Source organism: Bacillus tequilensis KCTC 13622 (assembly GCF_000507145.1).
GTDB lineage: Bacteria > Bacillota > Bacilli > Bacillales > Bacillaceae > Bacillus > Bacillus tequilensis.
The window spans coordinates 85,976-106,858 of sequence record NZ_AYTO01000031.1; the positions used below are offsets into that span (position 1 = coordinate 85,976).

Genomic DNA, 20,883 nt, shown 5'->3' on the forward strand with positions numbered 1-20,883 from the left:
ATTCAGGAGATAACAAAAGAGAGGTTTTCTTTTTAATATAAAACGCTTTCAAAGGAGATTCAATCACTTATAAATGGTAATTTGGCACTAGCAAGTGTGACAGTATTGAAAAAGCACCAGCTGTTTAGCTGGTGCTTTTTGTTAAGGTATATCGCAGCCCTGTACGGCTGTAAAAATGCGGAACCACTGATCCTGATCAAGCTTGTATGCCAGCGCATGTACCGCGGCGGAAATCCGCTCGCGTTTTCCGCTTCCGACAATCGGCATGATGCCGGCCGGATGCGTAAACAGCCATGCGTACATCACCTCGTCTATTGACGCGGCGCCGATTTCCGCCTGAACGGATTCGAGCGCCGTGCGGGTACGGCGGTCTTTTTCTGTGTCGCCGGTGAATACTTTGCCGCCTGCCAGCGGTGACCAAGCCATTGGCGGAATCCGTTTTTCCTGGCACAGGTTCAGTGTGCCGTCCAGCACATTTTCTAATTCATATGCGGATAGCTCGATCTGATTGGTCACGAGCTTTTCAGGCAAATACGATTCCAGCATGCGATACTGGTGGTCTTTAAAATTTGAAACGCCGAAGTGTCTGACCTTGCCGGAGCATTTCAGCGCTTGAAACGCCTCTGATACTCCCTCCGGGTCCATGAGCGGGTCCGGTCTGTGAATCAGAAGCACATCGATATAATCCGTTCTTAGGTTCATAAGAGATTGCTCAACGGATGCTAAAATATGTGATTTGCTTGTGTTATAATGATGCGAACTGTGAGCGGGACGTTCAGGTGCTTCAAGAACGATGCCGCATTTTGTGACCAGCTCAATATTTTCCCTTAATCCGGGCGAAAGGGCAAGAGCGTTTCCAAACAGCCTTTCACACGTATAGCCTCCGTAAATATCGGCATGGTCAAAGGTTGTGATGCCGTGATCGATACACCATTCAATGAGGCTGAGCAGCTCGGCATCTGAATAGTTCCATTCATTCAGCCGCCAAAGCCCGTGGATGACTCTTGAAAATTGAAGATCCTCCGCCAATTGAATACGCTGCATGCAAAATCCCTCTTTTCTGTGTACAAACCGGGTTTTGCCCCTTATTAGTTCATTCGGCCTCAGATCCCCTTTTTCCTTTCATTCCTGTCAAAAAGGCATTAATTCGATTGAAATTGCTTTTTCGCTTTCTCAACGACATAGTGGCTGCCGCCGCGGTCTTGCACATTTTGGATCATCATTGCGACAAGCAGGTCTTTATTTTTGTAATCGTAGCCGACGAACCAGCCATTTTCCGCGCCGTCTTTATCATCTTTTGATGTCTTCAGCTCGGCTGTTCCAGTCTTTCCGGCAACGGTGATTCCTTTCACGACAGGCTGATACGCTGATCCGCGCACGTCTTCCACGACGCCTTTCAGACCTTTTGTAATGTCCGCCGCTCCTTCCTTCGTGACCACTTGCTTGTGCCAGACATCGGCTGTTTGTGAATCTTTTTTGATCAGTGTCGGTTTGACAAGATCTCCGTTATCCACAAATGGCGTGTAAGCAGCCGCCAAGTGAAGCGGAGACATTTGCATTTGTCCTTGTCCGTATCCTGTATCCGCAAGCAGAATGTCTGAATCGAGCTTGTCATTTGCGATAGACGACTTCTGGGTCGGGAATTCGTATGGAATGTCCTCTGAGAAGCCAAACGTTTTCAGACCTTTTGTAAAGTTGTCCGCCCCCATATCAAGTGCGTTCTGCGCGAAATAAATATTGTCAGATGTAATGAGGGCATTTTCCAGATCGACTTGCTGAAGGCTCTCGGACACACGTGTCACTGAATAGCCGCCCCAGCTTGAATCCTTTTGCCACTCTTTGCCTTTGATTATTTTCTTCTCATCCGCTTTAAGGGTGCCGTTTTTGAGTCCGATGGCAGCTGCAATCGGTTTAATCGTGGAACCCGGCGCGTAGGTTTTGTTGAATTTCGCTGAAAACGGATTGTTTTTATCTTCGTTTAGTTTTTTCCATTCCTTATCGTCCCAGCCGAAAATAAATCCGTTTGGATCGTAAGAAGGTGCGCTGACAAGAGCGAGTGTTTCGCCTGTCTTCGGCTGCAGTGCGACTGCCGCCCCACTGTCATCCTTCAGTTCATCATACAGCTTTGTTTGCGTATTGATATCAATTGTGAGGTGAAGATCCTCGCCGTCCTTCGCTTTCTTCTCAGCGATGACTTCTCCGGTTTGCGGCACGTAGATTTTCCAGCCGGTTGTGCCTCTTAGCTTGTCTTCATACACATTTTCAAGTCCGGCGATGCCGATGTTAGACGTATCGCTGTATGTTCCGTCTTTCTGTTTCTTCAGTTCCTCCGCAGTGATGGCGCGTACGTAGCCTGTTAAATGGGCAGTCTTTTCGCCATACGGATAGTAGCGGGAGCTGACATTCGTTCTTGTTACACCTTGTAATGAGGTGGCCTCAGATACTAATTTCTGCTGGTCAGGCTTGACCATTTTGACCGGCACAAACGAATCGTCTTTCACCCAGCCTTGATTCAGCTTTTTCTTGATGTCGTCTTCAGTCAAATCAAGTTTTTTCGCAAGCTCTTTTATAGTTTTTTCTTTTTTATCTCCAAGCTCACCGGGAATAATTCCGATTTCAGGAACATCTGTATTGATGGCTAAGCCTTTCCCGTTTTTATCGTAAATTTGGCCGCGTTTTGGTTCGATGCTCATAATTTGCACTTTTTTGTCATCAGCCAGCTGCTTGAAAATAAACGACGGGTCCCAATCTATATTCCATGACTCCTCGTCATCTGTTTTTTCTTTTTTCAGCACGGCGGTATTTTTGAAGCTGACCTTGCCCGCATTTGTATCCATGCTGACCTTATATGGGATGTGCTTCATTGTCTCGTTGTCTTTATCGTCCTTATCCACATCTCCCGCAGTGACTTTCAGATGTTTCACGCCTGCCTGCTCGTAAATGGTTTTATACCTGTTGATGAAATCTTTCTTGGAGATTTCTTTTTTAACATCTTTGGTCAGGCTTTGATACATCTCATCGAATTGCTGATCGTTCCATTGTTTCACGAATGCTTCCATGCGATCCTCTGGTGAATCCGTTTTGGAGCATCCGATTAATCCAATCAATCCGACGCATAGAAATACTAGTAGAATACACTTTTTCAACATGACTTTCCCCTTCCTTCCACTTGTTATTTTCTCTTATATGAATTAGTGCTTGCAAGATTTTTTTGAAAATGAAGGAAAAGCTTCACCGCTTTTGCAGAAATCTCCTGTCGTTTGCTGTAGACTGTTTGAAAAGACAGAAAGAAGGGATGACATGATCAGAGAGGCGGCAATGCTTCACATTAAAAAAGGGCTGGAACAAGAGTTTGAGGAGGCGTTCCGGCAAGCGGCACCGATCATTTCCGGCATGAAGGGCTATATCACGCACTCGTTATCAAAATGCATGGAAGAAACGCATAAGTATCTGCTGCTTGTGGAGTGGGAAACACTTGAGGACCATACGGAAGGCTTTCGCGGTTCTTCAGAGTATCAAGAGTGGAAAGCCTTGCTTCATCAGTTCTATACCCCATTCCCGACGGTCGGGCATTTTCAAGATGTGCAATAGAATTATATGATATGAAGTGTAAAACCGATGAGAGAGACAGACCATACGAAAACGGCGGTATAAATATTAAAAGCGCCTGAGCCGTCGTTTTCTTTTTTGCGCTCTTCAAGCCCCTGCATAAACATGACTGCACCAAGAAAAACGAGCATGAGCGATTGGATAACAGAGGTATGTTCCGTATAGTTAAAAGCAATAAGCGCCAGTATAATAATGATAACCGCAAAAGACATTTTAAAAATCCGAAACAAAAGGACCATCCTTCCTTATATACGAAATATTGAACGTTATGGCTATATTTGCCTACGCCCTCCATTATTCTAGCGCACTTTTTTTGTCTGTAGAACAGAAGACAGGGAATTTTAAGTTTCTTTTAATATTTCAATTTCACATAAAAAACGCGCCCTGTCATAAGGCGCGCGTTTCTATGAAACTGACAGCTCTTTATAGCCTAGCTTGTGAACGGCTTCAGCCATCGCTTGATAGCCCTTGCTGTTCGGATGGACACCGTCAAAGGACAGGTATTCCTGCTCTTTTCCTTTGAAGATGCTGTAGGCGTCCGCGATTTTGACATGGGGTGCTGATGCAAGTGTTTCTAAATGCGAATTAAAAGATGTGATCCATTTGCCGGCGATTTCAATGCCGGGAAACGGATTGTATAGGTTGAACACTCGGATGGCGTACGGGGAAGAATTTTCTCCTTTGATCTCGGCGATTTTGGCAATCATCTTTTCAAAATTCTCATGGCAATGGGCGGATACACGGCTGAAAATCGTTTCATCCTTAGACGTTTCGTATGCTAAGACCGAATCGATGAGATCGTTTCCGCACCCTGTGATGGTTATCATGTCAGCAGCTTGAATGCATTTTTGCACATAGGGATAAGACAGCAGCCCCAGAATTTGTTCTGTATTCAGGCCTGATTTTGCAAAGATGGATATTGCCGTATTTGTTTTCAAGTCGGCTTCCATCATGTCTCCGAAACGCTGGACGAAGCCGGGAGAAAACAGCCCGGCTCCTCTCCCTGTCGTCAAAGAATCCCCCAGTGCTGTATATCGAAGCACCATGTTTTTTCCTCCACTCCTAAAGTCGATACGTTAATGTACGCAGCGGAGAAAAGATCGGCTACTTATGAATACCCTATTTTTCTGGAAATCTCCAAGGCGGCATCCTTCACCTTTTCTGTTAAATACGGAAGCCTGTCTTCTGTAAATCTCGCTTCAAAGCCTGCAATGCTGATGCCTGCTGCCACCTGACGCTTATGGTTAAAGATCGGAGCGCCAATGGCCGCCGTATAGTTTTCGAGCTCTGAATAGCTGATGGTATAGCCGTTTTGTACGGATGCATCAATCACCTGAAGCAGCTTTTCTGGATCGGTGATCGTTCCGGAGCCAATTGAAATAAGCTTTGTTTGTTTGATGTATGTTTCGATTTCTTCACGAGGGAGAAAGGACAGAATGCTTCTGGCACACGCTCCCGCATACAGCGGAGAACGCCGGCCGATCGCCGTGTACAGCCGCACAGTCTGTGTCCCTTCTATTTTCTCAACGTATATCGCCTCATTGCCGTCTCTCATGATCAATTGCACGGCTTCATCCACTTCCCGGCACAGGTCTTCCATAATGGGTTTCGCTATTTTTCTGATATCCAGCCTGTCAGCGACAAGCTGTCCGAATTCCAAAAACATCAGTCCCAGCGAATAAGCGCCGGCCGCATCCCGATTAAGGAAACCCATTTCCTCCAAAGAACTGACCATCCGATGAACAGAGGTTTTCGGCATGCCTGACTTCGACACTAGTTCACTCAAGGTAAGGCTTGGTTCATGCAAAAACAAATGAAGCAGCGACATAGATTTCACAACGGTTTTGTTTTTATTCTGCATCTTTCATCCCCTTTGCTATATCAGCCATTCCATCTTCATTCTTATTTTCAGTTCTTTAATATGCTGTTCCCGTTCAATCGCAAGCGCTTCTGCTTTCTGAAGGGATACAGGCTCAAACTGGATGTGCTCGCCCGGCATAATTTGGGAAACAATCGGAAGATCAGCGGATATAATGTGCGCGATTCTCGGATAGCCGCCGGTCGTTTGCCGGTCCGCAAGCAGGATAATCGGGTTGCCGTCAGGCGGCACCTGAACTGTTCCAAACGAAACCGCTTCTGACACCATCTCAAGCGGCGCCTTCAGTTCGAGCGGTTCTCCTTTGAGCCTGTAGCCCATACGATCGGATTGCGGAGTGACACGAAACGTTTCTTCATAAAAACGCGTTTTTGATTCTTCTGTGAAAAAGTCGAATTGTTTCCCTTCCAGCACCCGAATGACGGGATTCTTTTTCAATGGCAGAAACCTGCCGCGGCTGACCGACCATTTCGGCGCTCCGAATCCCTGCTTTCCAAGCCGCGTGCTTAAGCGGGAAGAGATGATTTTCGAAAGAGATGACATCTCTCCAATGGTGAGTTCATCTTCCTTTTGAAGCGCTCTGCCATGAAGTCCTCCGATACCCGCTCTGACATACGTGCTTTTGCTTTCCATGACAGCAGTCACATCGATGCCGCCGGCAGCCGCTAAATAAGCGCGGCTCCCGAGCTTGCAGGGACCAAAGCTGACTATGCTGTTTTCCTTGACAAGCACGGGCTTCCATAAAGGCGCTTCCTCGTCATTAATACGCAAAGTGAAGTCCGCCCCTGTCACCGCAATCAGCGTCGTTTTAGAAAAATAAAATGACGGACCAGGCCCCATCAGTGTAATTTCAAGACCTGCTTCCTTTTCGCAGTTGCCGATCAGCAGATTAGCAATGCGCAGTGAAACTGTGTCCATGGCGCCGCTTGCCAGAACGCCATATTTTTGATAACCCGTTCTGCCTATATCCTGAACCGTTGTGAGCAGTCCGGGCTTTAACACTTTCATGCTCAATTGGACTCCTCCTTATAGGCGTGATAGTCTTCTTCTGAGATGCGGACAAATTTCACAGTGTCTCCCGCCCGCAGTAATGTCGGCGGGTCTTCGTGCGGCCGGAAAAGAGCAAGCGGCGTTTTGCCGATCAGCTGCCAGCCGCCCGGCGTCGAAATCGGATAAACGCCTGTCTGCAATCCGGCAATACCGACTGAACCAGCGGGAATCGACGGTCTTGGCGATGATTTTCTTGGGGCGGCAATGCGTTTGGACATCCCTCCCAAAAAAGGAAATCCGGGAGCGAAACCAAGCATATACACCACATATTCGCCGCCTGTATGAATATTGATGACTTCCTCCGGTGACAGCTGATTGATCTTCGCCACCTCTTCTAAGTCAGGCCCAAATTCACCGCCATAGCAGACGGGAATTTCTACAACACGGCGGCTGTTTTCATAGTCTGCGGCTATTTCCTTCAGCCGCTCTTCAACATCGCGCTTGACCTTTTCAAAAGGTGAGCTGATCCCTTGAGGCAAATACTTGTACACTTCATACATATCATAAAATACCGTTAGACTTGTAAAAGCCGGGATACATTCAATGAATCCCGGAAATGGCTGTTCTTCTATATATGCGGCCGCGGCATGCACAAGGCCGTTGACCTGTTCATTTATTTCTTCTCCGAATCGGATCATCATTGCAGAATCACCAAGCTGTTCGAATTGATATCGTACAGTCATCTTTCTCACCTCTTTTATTTCTCGTTCATTAGGAGGACGAGAGGTTACAGCACCGCAAGCGACTCGTCTCGAATATCTGTGATGAGCATATGCCCCGGCGCATGTGTGATGACCATTTCAGGTTTTACATTCATAGCCACTGCTTGCGGTGTCACCCCGCATGCCCAAAAAACAGGAACCTCGCCTTCACGAATGGAAACGACATCACCGAAATCCGGTTTGTCCAGATCACGAATGCCGATTGCTTCAGGATTGCCAATATGGATCGGCCCTCCATGCACGGCCGGAAAACGTGAAGTCACCTGTGCGGCCCGTACAGCCAGCCGTTCCGGAACGGGTCTCATACTGACAACCATCTGTCCGTGAAACGCCCCCGCTGGAACACAATTGATATTCGTTTTATACATCGGGACGTTTGTTCCCTCATCAATATGCCTGACAGCTATTCCATTATTGATCAGCGCCTGTTCAAAAGAGAAACTGCATCCGATCAGAAAGCCGACAAAGTCATCCTCCCAGTATGGTGTGATATCAGCTACTTCCTCCGTAAGGACACCGTGCCTGTAAATACGGTATTTCGGAAAATCCGTTCTGATATCAGCATCCGGTGCAGCCAAAGACGGCACAGGTGAACCTGTTTCCGTCACGTCCAGCACAGGACATGGCTTTTGATTCCGCTGACAAAACAGCAGGAAGTCAAAAGCAAGGTCTTTCTTTAAAATCACAAGATTCGCCTGGGCATAGCCGCCGGACATTCCGGCGGTCGGCCCGTTTATTTTTCCCTCTCGTATCAGGGCGCGCACATCTCGCGGCGCCACTTTGTTTAATTGATCCAACTTTTATCAGCTCCACAATTGAGGAAGTTGTGTACATAACGTGTAGATTCCCATAACTGCCATGACGATCACAACAAGTGCGCCTGTACCTGTCAGCCAAAGCGGATGCTTATAATCACCGACAATGTTTTTCTTGTAAGCAGCCACAAGCAGCGTTCCGAGCGCAATCGGCAAAATCAGGCCGTTCAGAGATCCGACAAGCACGAGAATTTTCGCAGGCTGCCCGATTGTGATAAAAGCTAACGTAGAAATCACGATAAATCCGATAATAATGCCGCGTGAGTTCTTTTCGATTTTTGGAGAAAAGGTTTTGAAAAATGAAACGGATGTATAGGCTGCCCCGATAACAGAGGTAATGGCCGCAGACCACATAATCAATCCAAAAATTTTATAACCGACGTTTCCAGCAGCCAGCTTGAAGACAGAAGCAGCAGGGTTGCTTTCATCAATGTGCAGGCCTTTTGACACAACGCCAAGCACCGCAAGGAATAGAGCGATACGCATAACAGAAGTAATTAAAATGCCGACAACCGAGCTTTTTGTCACCTGCGGGATGGATTCCTTTCCTTTAATGCCCGCATCCAGCAAACGGTGTCCCCCGGCAAATGTAATATATCCGCCGACGGTTCCGCCCACTAGTGTGACGATCGCAAATATGCTGATATGTTCCGGAGCGAATGTATTTGTCACTGCCTGTCCAACCGGAGGAGCAGTAGTCGCCGCAACGTAGACCGTTAAAATAATCATGACGAAGCCGGCGATTTGCGTAAAGCGGTCCATCGCTTTTCCCGCTTCTTTAATGACAAAAATCAAAATGGCGATAACTGCGCTGATCAAAGCCCCTGTTTCTGGTGTAATGCCAAACAGCACCTGAAGCCCCAGTCCGGCACCTCCGATATTCCCGATATTAAAAGCAAGTCCGCCAAGCACGACGAGAATTGCGATGAAATAACCCAGTCCGGGAAGCACCATATTCGCAATTTCCTGGCCTCGCTTTCCAGAAACAGCGATGATGCGCCATACATTGGTTTGAGCGAAAATATCTAAAAGAATAGAGATTAAGATGACAAAACCGAAGCTTGCCGCGAGTGTGTTTGTGAATGTTGCGGTTTGTGTGAGGAAACCCGGGCCGATCGCTGATGTCGCCATTAAAAAGGCGGCACCCATCAACAATGACCAGCTGCCCGCTTTTTTTCCTGTTGTTTTTTTCTGCTGCTCCATCTATTGTTCCTCCTTTATGTTGACCTCTGTGCTGAAATAGACGTCACTTCAATTCCCGCCGCTTTGAGCTCTTTTTTGATTTTTTGTGCAAATGTCAGCGCGTGGGCTCCATCTCCATGAATGCAAACTGTATCTGCTTTTAGTGACACATCATGTCCTTGCTGGGATTTGACCGTGCCTTCTTTCACCATTTTGATGACCTGAGTGACAGCTGCATCATCGCTTTCAATGAGTGCGTCCGGCTGGGAGCGCGGCGTGAGCGTGCCGTCTGCTTGGTATGTTCTGTCGGCGAACACTTCATTTGCCGTCTGAAGCCCGATCCGCTCCCCCGCTTTTACGAGCTCGCTCTCAGCAAGACCGAAAAGAACCAGACCCGGATCAACCTTATAAACAGCTTTCGCGATGGCATCCGACAGCTTTTGATCGACTGCCGCCATATTGTATAAAGCTCCATGCGGCTTGACGTGCTGCATGTGAAGCCCTTCTGCTTTTAGAAAACCAGAGAGAGCGCCAATTTGATAGACGACGAGATCATACGCTTCCTCAGGAGAGACCGCCATATTGCGGCGCCCAAAGCCGAGCAAATCCGGCAAACCCGGATGCGCGCCGATTTTCACACCTTTTTCTGCAGCAAGCGCAACGGTTTTCCGCATGACACCGGGATCTCCCGCATGAAATCCGCATGCGATGTTCGCTGATGTGACATACTCTAAAATATCTTGGTCAAGGCCTATCGTATAGGCTCCGAAACTTTCTCCTAAATCACAGTTCAAATCAACCTGAAACACAAAATCCCTCCTGCCAAAGCAACGATTTGCTTGATGTATTTATTGTTCCGAAATTCGGAACAACTATTCCGAATTTTTGAACTTTGCTTCATTATAATTGAATCCTGGCAGTTTGTGAAACGCTTTTGTCAGAAAACCTACCATGGTCCCAGAAGAAAACCTGCCAAATAAAAAAAGAGAGTCCATTTTAGGACTCCCTTTTTTATAGTACCCAATGGCGGATTGCTTTAGCGACACCATCCTTACTATTTGTATCCGTGATCCAATCAGCCGTTTCTTTCACGACGTCTTGCGCATTGCCCATCGCGACACCCAGACCGGCTTCTTTAATCATCGCGATGTCATTGAGGCTGTCGCCCATCGCCATGACATTCTCCATCGTAAAGCCGAGTTTTTCAGAAACCTTCGCAAGGGCTGCGGCTTTGTTGATGCCAAGCGCGTTGACCTCGATGTTTGTCGGGCTTGAATTTGTGATTTCAAGCTCTTTGTTCTTTCTCAGCTCCTCCAGCACTTCGTTTCGGATGTCGTCATCCTCAATCTCAAAACCGAATTTGAGCCATTCATGATCCGTAATGTTTTCCGGAAACTCGCCTCTCCATACTTTATTTACCGTAGAAGCCCAGAAATTGGTGTTGTGCTTATTCCGTAAATCCCACATCATTTGAATATGATCCGTATGGAGCAGCTTCCGCTCCACCAAGTTGAAATCCGAGTCCCAGATTTCACTGCCGTTTGCCGTGATTAAAAAGGATGACAGCTTCAGCGATTCCGCCAGCTCCCGGCACGTCATCAGCGTCCGGCCCGTGCTGATCACCACGTGCACGCCTTTATCCTCGGCTTCACGTATAGCTTTGCGGTTTTCATCCGATATCAGCTGCTCGTCATTCAGCAGCGTTCCATCCATATCAATTGCAATCAGCTTGATATCTACATCTTCTCTTTGAACAGACATATATGTACCTCTCTTTATCTTGAAATTGTGGTTAATTTCTATTCTAATACATTATACCCAGCGGAACAAAAAAGCGATTTCGCATGTTTGAAGCGCATTGATAAGAGGAAAACAAACGGTGAGGTGATCAAACGTGACAGAAAGAAAACAGCAAAACAAACCAAATGAAAACCCCGAACACAATGACTTAACCGATCCGATTCCGAATGAAGAGCTGAAGGAAAATATGAATGATGAAAAACACAAACGGCAGCAAAGAGACCGCTCACAAAGCGAACGGGATTACGATACGAAATAATAGAACCCTTCACAGATTGTTGTGAAGGGTTTTTTTCATTTTTCAATAAAGATGCCGATTTCAGCTTCAGCAACAGGCTGCCCGCCCACTGACGCCTTGGCATGTCCAAATACAAACCCGCGCCGATTACGCGCGACTTCAAACGTAAGATCAAGCCGGTCACCGGGAATAGCCGCGCCCAGCTTTTCCGCTTTCTTCACGGAAGATAATAAGCCCAAGCTGTTCTCTTCCGTAATGCCTGTAAAAGCCGCGGTTTGCGCAAGCGCTTCAATCACAAGTGAAAAAGGCATTTCTGTTTGCGTCTCAGTAATAAACCAGTCGTTCTCACTGACCAGCTTATAAGCCGCCGCATGTTTTCCGGGCTCGCTTTCTGTCACGCCATCAATAAATAAAAAAGGATAGCGGTGAGGCAAAGGTAATGAGTTCATTCTATATCTCCTTTTTTTGACCATTATATATCAGCCGAAAGCTGAGCGATAGGATATAATGGAAAAAACGCAAAAGGAGACCGTTATGCCGCAAAAGCCGCTCGTCATTCTCGCACACGAAATATATGGCGTAAACACCCATATGAAAAAAATGGCCCGGCTGATCAAAATGGCTGGATATGATGTGTTGACGCCCAATCTGCTCGAAGATGGTGAGGTCTACACCTTACAAGAGGAAAAAACCGCATACGAACAGTTTACAAAACATAAACGGCTGAAAACGGGAGAATTCCTTATTCAACACTTGATCAGACAAAACGCCGGACGGCCCATCTTTGTGATCGGATTCAGCGCAGGCGCTACGATCGCATGGAAATGCAGCAGTATGCCTGAGGTGAGCGGAGCTGTTTGTTATTACGGTTCCCGGATACGCGATTCTCTTTATCACGTGCCAGCGTGCTCGGTCTTCATGTTTTTCCCTTCATATGAACCGTCTTTTGACGTTGCGCTTCTCATCAAAAAACTGCGGGAAAAACAGCATCCCCATGTGGAGATTTATCAATTCGAGGCGCTTCACGGTTTTGCCAATCCTGATTCAGATACATTCGACAGGGTACTTCTCTTCAAAACGCTTTCTATCATCAAAAACGAGGCAGAAAAATGGCCTCACCCTGTTTCATCAACGTTTTCTTAAACGCACACAGCCAGTGGTCTCATCAGGTCCGCTCTGTTTGCGATGCAATGTGTTTTGTTTTTATTTTGCCTGTCTCATCTCACCGAATGGATAAAAGACGAGTGATTCAGTACCGATGATATCTTCCTCAGAAGGCATGCCCATTCCGTTTCTGCTATCCATCGAATTGAGACGGTTGTCTCCCATTACAAAATATTTGCCGGAAGGAACCTCAACTTCGAAGTCACCCGTTAAGGCTACACCCAACTTTTTGACCTCTTGTTTCTGTTCCTTTAGGTACGGCTCTTCGACCTTTTTATCATTTATGTATAACTGATCATTCTTCATTTTAACGCTGTCACCGGGCAAACCGATTAAACGTTTCACAAATGAACGGCCGCTCTGTTTGTCATGAATGACTAAGATGTCACCTCTATCAAAACCGCATGTATATTTGGCTGCTTTGTCCACCAGAATTCTTTCTGAATCTTTAAGCGTTGGAGCCATTGATGAGCCTTCAACGAGAAAAGGCTTGTAAAACGCCATTCTAACCGTAAAAATAAGCGCTGCGATAAAAACGATGCTAAGTATAACGATCCATTTGGTTTTTACTTTTTTCTTTAACGTGGTTGTTTTTGCATTCAATTTCCTTCACCCAATACCTTCCTGAGAATTCCAAATTATTATACAGCATTTGGATCTTCTTGGTTAGTCTTTTGTGGAAATTGATTGGCCGGGGCAGCCGTCTGTCCCGGCCTTTTTCATCAAAGTTTCCTTACACGCGCACATATTTCGTCAGTGACTTCGGCCGTTGTGCTTCGTCCGCCAATGTCACGTGTTTTGATGCCGTCAGCCGTGACCCGCTCCATCACTTCGAGGATCTTCGCCCCCAGTTCTTCCTCTCCGAAATGGTCAAGCATCAGCTTCGCTGTCCAAATCTGGCCGATTGGATTAGCTAGGCCCTGTCCGGCAATGTCGGGAGCTGAGCCATGAACCGGCTCGAACATGGACGGGTATTTGCCGGACGGGTTTATGTTCGCAGACGGCGCAATGCCGATGCTTCCCATCAGGCTTGAGCTAATGTCGGTTAAAATATCACCGAACAGATTGCTCGCCACAATGACGTCAAACGTTTCCGGACGCGTCACAAAAAAAGCGGCCAGCGCATCAATGTGCTGAGATGACGTTTCGATTCCGCTGTAGTCAGCCGCAGTCTGCTGAAAGACTTCATCCCAAAACGGCATCGCGTGATAGATGCCATTGGACTTTGTCGCACTCGTCACATGCCCGCGCCGTTTTTTCGCCAATTCGAAGGCAAAGCGCATGACTCGTTCTGTCGCCTTTCTCGTAAATACGGCATTTTGGATGGCGATTTCATCGTCACCCCTGTGAATGCGTCCGCCGACTTCACTGTACTCGCCTTCACTGTTTTCGCGAATCACCACGAGGTCAAAATCATTTGGATGAAGAAGCGGCGACGTAATGCCCGCCATTTGTTTGGCTGGTCTCATATTAATGGAAAGCTCAAGCTCCCTCCGGATTTTCAGCAGCAGCCCCCATAACGAAAGATGATCGGGAACCAGCTTCGGATTTCCGACTGCTCCCAAGAAAACCGCTTCAAATTGAGTAAGTGTATGTATTCCGTCTTCAGGCATCATTTCACCGTGTTCCATATAATAATCACAGCTCCATGGAAAAGACGTAATTGAGAATGACAAACCTCCGTGCACCTCAGCAGCCGTGTGAAGCACCTTCTCAGCAGCCGCCACAACCTCTTTTCCTACTCCGTCTCCCGGTATTGCCGCAATCTCGAATTGTTTCATCGTCATTCTCCTCCCCTGTTATCGTAAGCGTTTTCTATTATACTAGAAAAAAATCCCGTGACGTGGTGTCACGGGTCTGTTATTGGTTGAGTTTCTTTAAAATGATGGCATGCAGCGGTTCATGAGACTGAATGCCGCACACCTCTTGAAGCACGCCGCTGTATCCTTTTTTATCGATCAGCGCTTGCAGTTCAACCGCTTCGGGGTCACCGGTGTAATCAAAGCGCAGGGCTGCGGCAATTCCTTCCGCAAGTGCGTTCGGCTCTTTTATTTTCTTTGCCGGGCCTACGAGTCTATCATTCTCTCCCAATTTTCTGAGGGGCGATCTCGCCACGCGGGTCACATCATCCGTAATAAATTGATTTTCAAAGCGGCCGATAATGTTTTTGATATATTGTTCGTGTTCGGCTTGCTTAAAGCCATACGTTTTGATGAGATAGTCACCGGTTTCAAGCAGCGCTGAATGAACGACACGGCGGATTTCCGGATGATCAATTGCTTCTTTGACTGTTTTCAGTCCGCGCTGATAGCCGACATACGCTGTCACCGCGTGTCCGGTATTGACCGTAAACAGCTTTCGTTCGATGTACGGCGTTAAATCATGAACAAACAGCGCGCCGTTTATGACCGGTGTTTTCCCTTTAAAGCCTGATTCATCAATGACCCATTCAAAAAATGGTTCAACTGATACTTTTAGCGGGTCTTCATGATGCTGAATCGGCACGATCCGGTCTACCGCGGAATTCGGAAAGCCAACTGTTTCACTGACAGATTCCCGCTCCGCTTCTGTTAAGTGGCTAAATACCTCTTTCTTCAAGAAGCTGCTGCCGCCAATCATATTTTCGCAGGCAATGATGTTTAGCGGGTTTTCATGACGTCTTCGTCTTAGGCCTTCTGCGATAGACGGCGCAATCAGCTTTAACACGTTCGGGCCGACCGCTGTCGTGATAAGCGCCGCGTCATTGATCAGCCGGTACAGCTCCTCTTGCTGGCTGCCGCTATTGATGGCGCTGACCGGGCCGATCACCTCTGATGAATGCCCCTCTTCTGCCAGCTCCACTGTATATGCTTTCTTTTCATGAAGGAGGCTGACCATCGTAGCGTTCACATCGGCAAACACCACATCATAGCCGGAGTGGTGAAGCAGCGCTCCGATAAACCCCCTCCCGATATTTCCCGCACCGAAATGTAAGGCGATCATGTCAGTTCACCTCGTTGAAAATGTCGATCAGATCTTCTTCGCTTTGAGCAGAAATCAGGCGTTCAATGTTTTCTTCTTCTGAGCAGATAATGGCGATGTTAGACAAAATATCTAAATGCTCATTATTTTTGCCGGCAATGCCGAATACCACTTTTGCCGTGTTGCCTTCTCCGTATTCGACACCGTCAGGAATCTGTATGATGGAGATTCCAGAGTGAAGCACCTCGCTTTTCGCTTCTTCTGTGCCATGGGGAATCGCAATGAAATTCCCCATAAAAGTAGAGGACGTCTCCTCACGTTCAAACATTTTGCCAATGTAATCTTCTGTCACATAGCCGTTGTCAATCAGCGTCTGGCCTGCCATTTTGATGGCTTCTTCTTTTGATGATGCCGTTTGATTGAGTTTAATATTTTGCTTTGCGAGTACTTGCATGTGTATCACTCTCTTTCTATGAGATTACTTTTTAAGCTTTTCAAGAAGCTCGTCGTATTTTGGGCTGTTTAAGAAGTTATCTACTGATATGTGCGTCGCGTTCGGCAGCTTGGCTTTCGCGCGGTCTGTTAAATCTTTATGGGTAATGACAATATCCGCATCGCTTGGCAGATTGTTAATGGCCGTGTTGGCCACACTGATGTCAAGCTCAGCCTTTTTCACTTTGTTTCTTAAGATGGATGCCCCCATGGCGCTTGATCCCATTCCAGCATCACACGCGAAGATAATTTTGTTTACGCTTTCAGGAGACAGCTCAGACGTTTCCTCAGCTTTCGTTTGCTCCGCTTCTAAAGCTGCGGCAGCTTGGCTTTTCTTCCCTTTCATAGACTGCATTTTTTCTGTTGCGGCAGTGAGATCTTCTTCGCTTGCTTTTGATGATTTCAGGATCACGGCTGATACGATGAACGAAACAGCCGCAGCGACTAACACACCCGCCAATACGCCGAAGTAGCCTCCTCTTGGCGTCATCGCCATCAGTGCGATCATGCTTCCCGGTGACGCTGCTGCGACAAGTCCGGCATTAAAGATCGTAAACGTTAAGAGTCCGCTAGCTCCGCCGGCAATGGCTGCGAGGATTAAGGCAGGTTTCATCAAAATGTACGGAAAGTAAATCTCGTGAATCCCGCCGAAGAAATGAATAATCGCCGCGCCGGGAGCTGTTGATTTTGAAGAACCTTTGCCAAAGAACATGTACGCCAGCAAAATGCCGAGCCCAGGCCCTGGATTTGCCTCTACTAAAAACAGAATTGATTTCCCTGTTTGGGATGCCTGCTCGATTCCGATCGGACTTAAGATCCCATGGTTAATGGCATTGTTGAGGAACAGCACTTTCGCCGGTTCCACAAAAACGCTGGCTGCAGGCAGTAAATTAGCGTGTACAATCACTTCCACACCGGCTGCCAGCAGTTTGTTTAACGTCAGGACAACCGGGCCGATGGCGTAAAACGCGAGAATGGTTAAAGCCGCGCCGACAATCCCCGCCGTAAAGTTGTTGATCAGCATTTCAAAGCCTTGTTTGACTTTTTCCTTGAACAATTTATCAGTCTGTTTAATGAGGTATCCGCCAAGCGGTCCCATCATCATTGCACCTAAAAACATTGGAATATCCGACCCGACAATCACCCCGATTGCCGCTGTCGCCCCGACGACTCCGCCGCGGTGGCCGTAAATCATTTTTCCGCCTGTATACGCTATCAAAAGCGGCAATAAATATGTGATCATCGGGCTGACAAGCGTATTCAGCTGTTCATTCGGAAACCATCCCGCCGGAATAAACAGCGCAGTAATGATACCCCACGCGATAAACGCGCCGATATTCGGCATGATCATTCCGCTTAAATAACTGCCGAAGCGCTGCACTTTCACTTTCATGCCGCCTTGCTGCTCTTGCTGCATATATAAACCCTCCTTGTTTGTCGCTGTAAGATATAAAAGCGAGAATTTTACTTCCCCTTGGCTCTATATTAAAGCGCTTACAACCTCTATACAATTGAAAGTAAAGAGGACTTTGGCACACGGCTGTGACAATTTTTTAAAAATAAAAAGGCTCCTGATTTCAGGAGCCTTTTCTCTTGCCTCTATAAATAATGTTGCCGTTTTGAATCACGTACTTGGCGATCATCCGCTCACTCACAATAAAAACGGGATAGGCGCACACAAGCGCAAATACAGCCATCGGCACGTGCTGCAAGGCCGGTAACATCGAGCTAAGCGCATTGCGGAGAAGCAGCAAAAGATAAATGAGCAGCACGATGACTGCTAATGACACCAGCATAATCGGAGCTGATACTTTATATTCATAAAGCCGTTCCCGGCAGTGTCCGCAGCGAAATTGACAAGGTACATTTGATGATCTGACCATGTCTCCTGTCAAAGGCTTGCCGCAGTTTGGGCATACTGTTTCTTTCATAAGGTATTCCTCACTTTCCATTCCATATGTCTATTATACCAGAGTCCCTTCTGTTTCGTTTTGTTGCCGTTCAACACATTTTCACATTTTTTATCATCAGCTTACTTGTCTCTGTCTCTAAAATCCTCTACGCTTAAATAGATCTTAATGGAGGGGATGTATGAATGCTTCCAATTAATAGACAGCAGCACATCCTGAAATGGCTGAAAGAAGAAGGCACGCTCAAAATTTCTGACATCAGCGCAAGATTCGGCGTTTCTGAAATGACGATATACAGAGATGTCAATCAGCTTGTTCAGTCAAATCAGGTCATGAAAACGGCCGGCGGCATCACGCTGCCAGTCCGAACACCTCAAGCGGATCATATGTGCAGCTATTGCCTGAAGCCGGTTAATCAGGCCTATTCGGTTCAGCTGATTACGGTAAACCAAGACATTGAACAGCTATGCTGCGCACATTGTGCGTTTTTGCGCTATGCAGATAAAACAGAAGAGGTTTCACACTTGATTTGCAGAGATTTTCTGTTACACACAACAGTCAGTGCCGGTTCGGCCTATTTCGTCGTCAATGCGGAATTAAATCTGCAATGCTGCCAGCCGCAGGCGATTCCGTTTGCGACACTCGACCATGCCGAGCGGTTTCAAAAAGGATTCGGCGGAGCCGTCCGCACCTTTGACCAGGCACTGAAAGACATGCTGCAAGACAGAAAAAAACGCTGCACCTGCATCAAGAAATAACACAACATATACAGCGGAAGGTGGTGTCTGAGTGATGAAGCGAAACAGATGGTGGGTCTTCCTTCTGCTTTTTCTTGTTTTCCTGCCGAAAACAAGCTTTGCTCACGCCTATATTGTCAAATCTTCACCTGGAGAAAACAGCGAATTAAAAAGCGCTCCTGCACAGGTGGAAATCGAATTTAACGAACCGGTTGAAGAAGGGTTTCATTTCATTAAAGTTTATAATTCAAACGGCGACCGGGTGGATACGGACAAAACCGAAATCAAAAATGACAACAATCACATCATGACAGTGAAGCTGAAAAAGAAGCTGCCGCATGATGTGTACAGAGCGGAATGGAATGCCGTGTCCGCGGACGGGCATCCGGTTTCCGGCGTCATTCCGTTCAGCATCGGAAAAGCGGACGGCGGATTCAGCAGCCAAAAAGCCGCCGGTGCCACATTGAACCCGGCAACAGCCGCAGACCGCGCAATTCTGTATACAGCCTTATCTCTGTTCATCGGAACGGTTTTCTTCCATCTCTTTTGGTATAAAGGGAATTCAGAACAACTTGCCAAACGGACGAAACGTATCTTAATCGTCTCGATCGCCGCATTGGGACTGGCACTTTTGCTTCAGCTTCCGATTCAGACAAAAGCGAACGCGGGCGGCGGCTGGAGCAGCGCCTTCCAGCCGGGCTACATGAGAGAAACACTGTTTGAAACAGCAGGCGGCACCATTTGGATCATACAAGCCGCGCTGTACGTGCTGCTTGCACTGTCTGTGATCCCTGCGATTCGTAAAAACCGCTTTTCGTCCTTCGGCTATTGGACAGCACCGATGGTTATCTTTTTCGGTCTCCTGCTTGCCAAAGCGTTTACCGGGCATGCCGCTGTCGTTGAAGAAAAAACGGTCGGCATTTTGATGGATTTTCTTCATTTATCTTCCGCTTCCATCTGGGTTGGCGGAGTAGCGGCACTCGTTTTGCTGCTCACAAAAGAATGGAGGCAGCCTGACAAAACGCTCGCATGGGAAACGGTAAGCCGCTTCTCGCCTTGGGCGCTTATTGCCGTCGGCGTCATTTTGTTTTCAGGCTTGCTCAATGGATTTTTTATCATTCGTTCGATGGATTCACTGTTTCACACGGCATACGGCCAAGCTCTTTTAGTCAAAAGCGGACTGTTTGTTTTGATGCTGGCTTTAGGCGCCATTCATTTTCTGCTCACCAGAAAGCAGCGCCGCGCAGGAATCAGCCGAACGCTGAAAGCGGAATGGGCAATCGGCATCGCTGTCTTAGTCACAGCGGCCGTGTTTACAAGCCTGCCGAGCCCGCCTGAGCCGGCGCCGGAACCGTTCTATCAAACCAAAGCGATCGAAAACGGCCAAAGCGTTTCTCTCAGCATCAGCCCGAACCAGCCCGGCAAAAACGTATTTGAGCTGCGGGTTACCGACCATAACGGCGATCCGGTGAAAAACATCCAGCAAATCACGTTAACCGTCTATAAAACAGGCCTGTCAGGCAGCAAAAACAAAAGCACCTTTACGTTAAAAGAAAAAACAAAAGGTGTCTTCCAGGATCAAAACCTGTCCATTAATGAAAAGGGAAACTGGAAGATCAAAGTCCACGGGCTGACCGGTGACTTTAACGAAATCAATATCATATTTACAAAAACCAATTAAAGGAGTGTTTGATATGTTGAAAAAAGTTGCATTCACACTGTGTCCTGCTATTGTCGGCTCTCTCTTATTTTTTACGGCTCCTGCCAGCGCGCATGTTTCTGTAAAGCCTGCTCAATCCGCGGCCGGCTCTTGGGAAACGTATACGATGAAGGTGCCTTCTGAGAAAAATCTGCCGACAACGAAGGTCGTCCTCAAAATGCCGAAGGATGTTGAATTCCAGCAATACGAACCAATTCCCGGCTGGAAGGTCTCCACTCAGAAACACGATGACAAATCAGTATCCGTGACGTGGGAAGCGACTGACGGCGGCATTCAGGAAGGACAGTTCCAGCAGTTTACCTTTGTTGCCAAAAACCCTGATAAAGCGGAGGAAGCCGCTTGGGACGCCTACCAATATTACAAAGACGGCAGCATTGTTGAATGGACAGGTGACGAGGATGCAGATACCCCTCATTCCATTACGAACATCACTGCTGCAAAACAAGTGACAGATGAGCACGGCGCCACGAAAACGGAAAACGATTCCGAAGAATCAGGCTCCTCAGCTCTTGACATTACAGCGATTGTGCTGTCTGCGGCTGCCATTATTTTATCTGCAGCAGCACTTATAAAGAAGAAGCGTGCCTAATAAAAAAGCGATCCAGAA

The 20,883-nt window shown here is 47.3% G+C and carries 24 protein-coding genes; 6 read left to right on the plus strand and 18 right to left on the minus strand.

The window, feature by feature from the left end; genetic code table 11:
- Window positions 1–141: 141 nt before the first annotated feature.
- Window positions 142–1,044: an aldo/keto reductase gene (locus V756_RS0109750; protein WP_024714494.1), complete on the minus strand. Its 903-nt coding sequence runs from the start codon at window positions 1,042–1,044 to the stop codon at window positions 142–144.
- Between the two features lie 98 nt (window positions 1,045–1,142).
- Window positions 1,143–3,149 carry a penicillin-binding protein 3 gene (pbpC, locus tag V756_RS0109755; RefSeq protein WP_050585655.1) on the minus strand — a complete coding sequence of 669 codons (2,007 nt, stop codon included), beginning with the start codon at window positions 3,147–3,149 and terminating at the stop codon, window positions 1,143–1,145.
- A 151-nt stretch (window positions 3,150–3,300) separates the two neighbouring features.
- Between pbpC and V756_RS0109760 the strand changes: the two genes are divergently transcribed.
- On the plus strand, window positions 3,301–3,591 hold the full coding sequence (locus V756_RS0109760; protein ID WP_024714496.1) for an antibiotic biosynthesis monooxygenase family protein: 291 nt from the start codon (window positions 3,301–3,303) through the stop codon (window positions 3,589–3,591).
- A gap of 2 nt (window positions 3,592–3,593) precedes the next feature.
- On the opposite strand, the gene V756_RS0109765 is transcribed toward V756_RS0109760, so the two are convergent.
- From V756_RS0109765 to V756_RS0109810, 9 genes are all read right to left on the minus strand, one after another.
- A complete protein-coding gene (locus V756_RS0109765; protein WP_024714497.1) occupies window positions 3,594–3,839 on the minus strand; it encodes a YczI family protein in 246 nt (81 codons plus the stop codon).
- A 174-nt stretch (window positions 3,840–4,013) separates the two neighbouring features.
- Complete coding sequence (gene lipC / locus V756_RS0109770; RefSeq protein WP_024714498.1) at window positions 4,014–4,655, minus strand: spore germination lipase LipC; 642 nt, start codon at window positions 4,653–4,655, stop codon at window positions 4,014–4,016.
- A gap of 62 nt (window positions 4,656–4,717) precedes the next feature.
- On the minus strand, window positions 4,718–5,470 hold the full coding sequence (locus V756_RS0109775; RefSeq protein ID WP_024714499.1) for an IclR family transcriptional regulator: 753 nt from the start codon (window positions 5,468–5,470) through the stop codon (window positions 4,718–4,720).
- A 15-nt stretch (window positions 5,471–5,485) separates the two neighbouring features.
- Window positions 5,486–6,493: a 5-oxoprolinase subunit C family protein gene (locus V756_RS0109780; RefSeq protein WP_081719830.1), complete on the minus strand. Its 1,008-nt coding sequence runs from the start codon at window positions 6,491–6,493 to the stop codon at window positions 5,486–5,488.
- Window positions 6,494–6,495: 2 nt separating this feature from the next.
- Window positions 6,496–7,218 (minus strand): 5-oxoprolinase subunit PxpB, encoded by a 723-nt coding sequence (gene pxpB, locus V756_RS0109785; protein ID WP_024714501.1) that lies wholly within the window; start codon window positions 7,216–7,218, stop codon window positions 6,496–6,498.
- Window positions 7,219–7,262: 44 nt separating this feature from the next.
- Window positions 7,263–8,036: a putative hydro-lyase gene (locus tag V756_RS0109790; RefSeq protein ID WP_081719831.1), complete on the minus strand. Its 774-nt coding sequence runs from the start codon at window positions 8,034–8,036 to the stop codon at window positions 7,263–7,265.
- 24 nt (window positions 8,037–8,060) lie between these two features.
- Window positions 8,061–9,275: an NRAMP family divalent metal transporter gene (locus V756_RS0109795; protein ID WP_024714503.1), complete on the minus strand. Its 1,215-nt coding sequence runs from the start codon at window positions 9,273–9,275 to the stop codon at window positions 8,061–8,063.
- 14 nt (window positions 9,276–9,289) lie between these two features.
- Window positions 9,290–10,063 (minus strand): 5-oxoprolinase subunit PpxA, encoded by a 774-nt coding sequence (gene pxpA, locus V756_RS0109800; protein WP_024714504.1) that lies wholly within the window; start codon window positions 10,061–10,063, stop codon window positions 9,290–9,292.
- 202 nt (window positions 10,064–10,265) lie between these two features.
- Window positions 10,266–11,015 carry a phosphoglycolate phosphatase gene (locus V756_RS0109810; RefSeq protein WP_024714505.1) on the minus strand — a complete coding sequence of 250 codons (750 nt, stop codon included), beginning with the start codon at window positions 11,013–11,015 and terminating at the stop codon, window positions 10,266–10,268.
- Between the two features lie 133 nt (window positions 11,016–11,148).
- Here V756_RS0109810 and V756_RS01000000122220 point away from each other — a divergent pair, with 133 nt between their 5' ends.
- Window positions 11,149–11,313, plus strand: a complete 165-nt coding sequence (locus V756_RS01000000122220) for a YczO family protein (RefSeq protein WP_032682072.1) — start codon at window positions 11,149–11,151, stop codon at window positions 11,311–11,313.
- Between the two features lie 35 nt (window positions 11,314–11,348).
- Here V756_RS01000000122220 and V756_RS0109820 read toward each other — a convergent pair whose 3' ends face one another.
- Window positions 11,349–11,741 (minus strand): 3-hydroxyacyl-ACP dehydratase FabZ family protein, encoded by a 393-nt coding sequence (locus tag V756_RS0109820; RefSeq protein WP_024714506.1) that lies wholly within the window; start codon window positions 11,739–11,741, stop codon window positions 11,349–11,351.
- 85 nt (window positions 11,742–11,826) lie between these two features.
- On the opposite strand from V756_RS0109820, the gene V756_RS0109825 reads away from it, so the two are divergent.
- A complete protein-coding gene (locus V756_RS0109825) occupies window positions 11,827–12,435 on the plus strand; it encodes a dienelactone hydrolase family protein (protein ID WP_024714507.1) in 609 nt (202 codons plus the stop codon).
- A gap of 60 nt (window positions 12,436–12,495) precedes the next feature.
- On the opposite strand, the gene sipU is transcribed toward V756_RS0109825, so the two are convergent.
- From sipU to V756_RS0109855, 6 genes are all read right to left on the minus strand, one after another.
- Entirely contained in the window at window positions 12,496–13,059 is a 564-nt protein-coding gene (gene sipU / locus V756_RS0109830; protein WP_024714508.1) for a signal peptidase I sipU, read from the minus strand.
- Between the two features lie 119 nt (window positions 13,060–13,178).
- Entirely contained in the window at window positions 13,179–14,243 is a 1,065-nt protein-coding gene (locus V756_RS0109835; protein WP_081719826.1) for a tartrate dehydrogenase, read from the minus strand.
- Window positions 14,244–14,316: 73 nt separating this feature from the next.
- A complete protein-coding gene (locus V756_RS0109840) occupies window positions 14,317–15,438 on the minus strand; it encodes a mannitol-1-phosphate 5-dehydrogenase (RefSeq protein ID WP_024714510.1) in 1,122 nt (373 codons plus the stop codon).
- Between the two features lies 1 nt (window position 15,439).
- On the minus strand, window positions 15,440–15,871 hold the full coding sequence (locus V756_RS1000000124395) for a PTS mannitol transporter subunit IIA (RefSeq protein ID WP_024714511.1): 432 nt from the start codon (window positions 15,869–15,871) through the stop codon (window positions 15,440–15,442).
- A gap of 24 nt (window positions 15,872–15,895) precedes the next feature.
- Complete coding sequence (locus V756_RS0109850; protein WP_024714512.1) at window positions 15,896–17,326, minus strand: PTS mannitol transporter subunit IIBC; 1,431 nt, start codon at window positions 17,324–17,326, stop codon at window positions 15,896–15,898.
- A gap of 160 nt (window positions 17,327–17,486) precedes the next feature.
- Window positions 17,487–17,840, minus strand: a complete 354-nt coding sequence (locus V756_RS0109855) for a YcnL family membrane protein (RefSeq protein ID WP_024714513.1) — start codon at window positions 17,838–17,840, stop codon at window positions 17,487–17,489.
- 164 nt (window positions 17,841–18,004) lie between these two features.
- Between V756_RS0109855 and cutR the strand changes: the two genes are divergently transcribed.
- The 3 genes from cutR to V756_RS0109870 are packed head-to-tail and all read left to right on the plus strand — an operon-like array spanning window position 18,005 to window position 20,865.
- Complete coding sequence (cutR, locus tag V756_RS0109860) at window positions 18,005–18,577, plus strand: copper uptake transcriptional regulator CutR (protein ID WP_024714514.1); 573 nt, start codon at window positions 18,005–18,007, stop codon at window positions 18,575–18,577.
- A 34-nt stretch (window positions 18,578–18,611) separates the two neighbouring features.
- On the plus strand, window positions 18,612–20,237 hold the full coding sequence (gene ycnJ / locus V756_RS0109865) for a copper transporter YcnJ (RefSeq protein ID WP_024714515.1): 1,626 nt from the start codon (window positions 18,612–18,614) through the stop codon (window positions 20,235–20,237).
- Between the two features lie 13 nt (window positions 20,238–20,250).
- On the plus strand, window positions 20,251–20,865 hold the full coding sequence (locus V756_RS0109870) for a YcnI family copper-binding membrane protein (RefSeq protein ID WP_024714516.1): 615 nt from the start codon (window positions 20,251–20,253) through the stop codon (window positions 20,863–20,865).
- The last annotated feature ends 18 nt before the right edge of the window (window positions 20,866–20,883 follow it).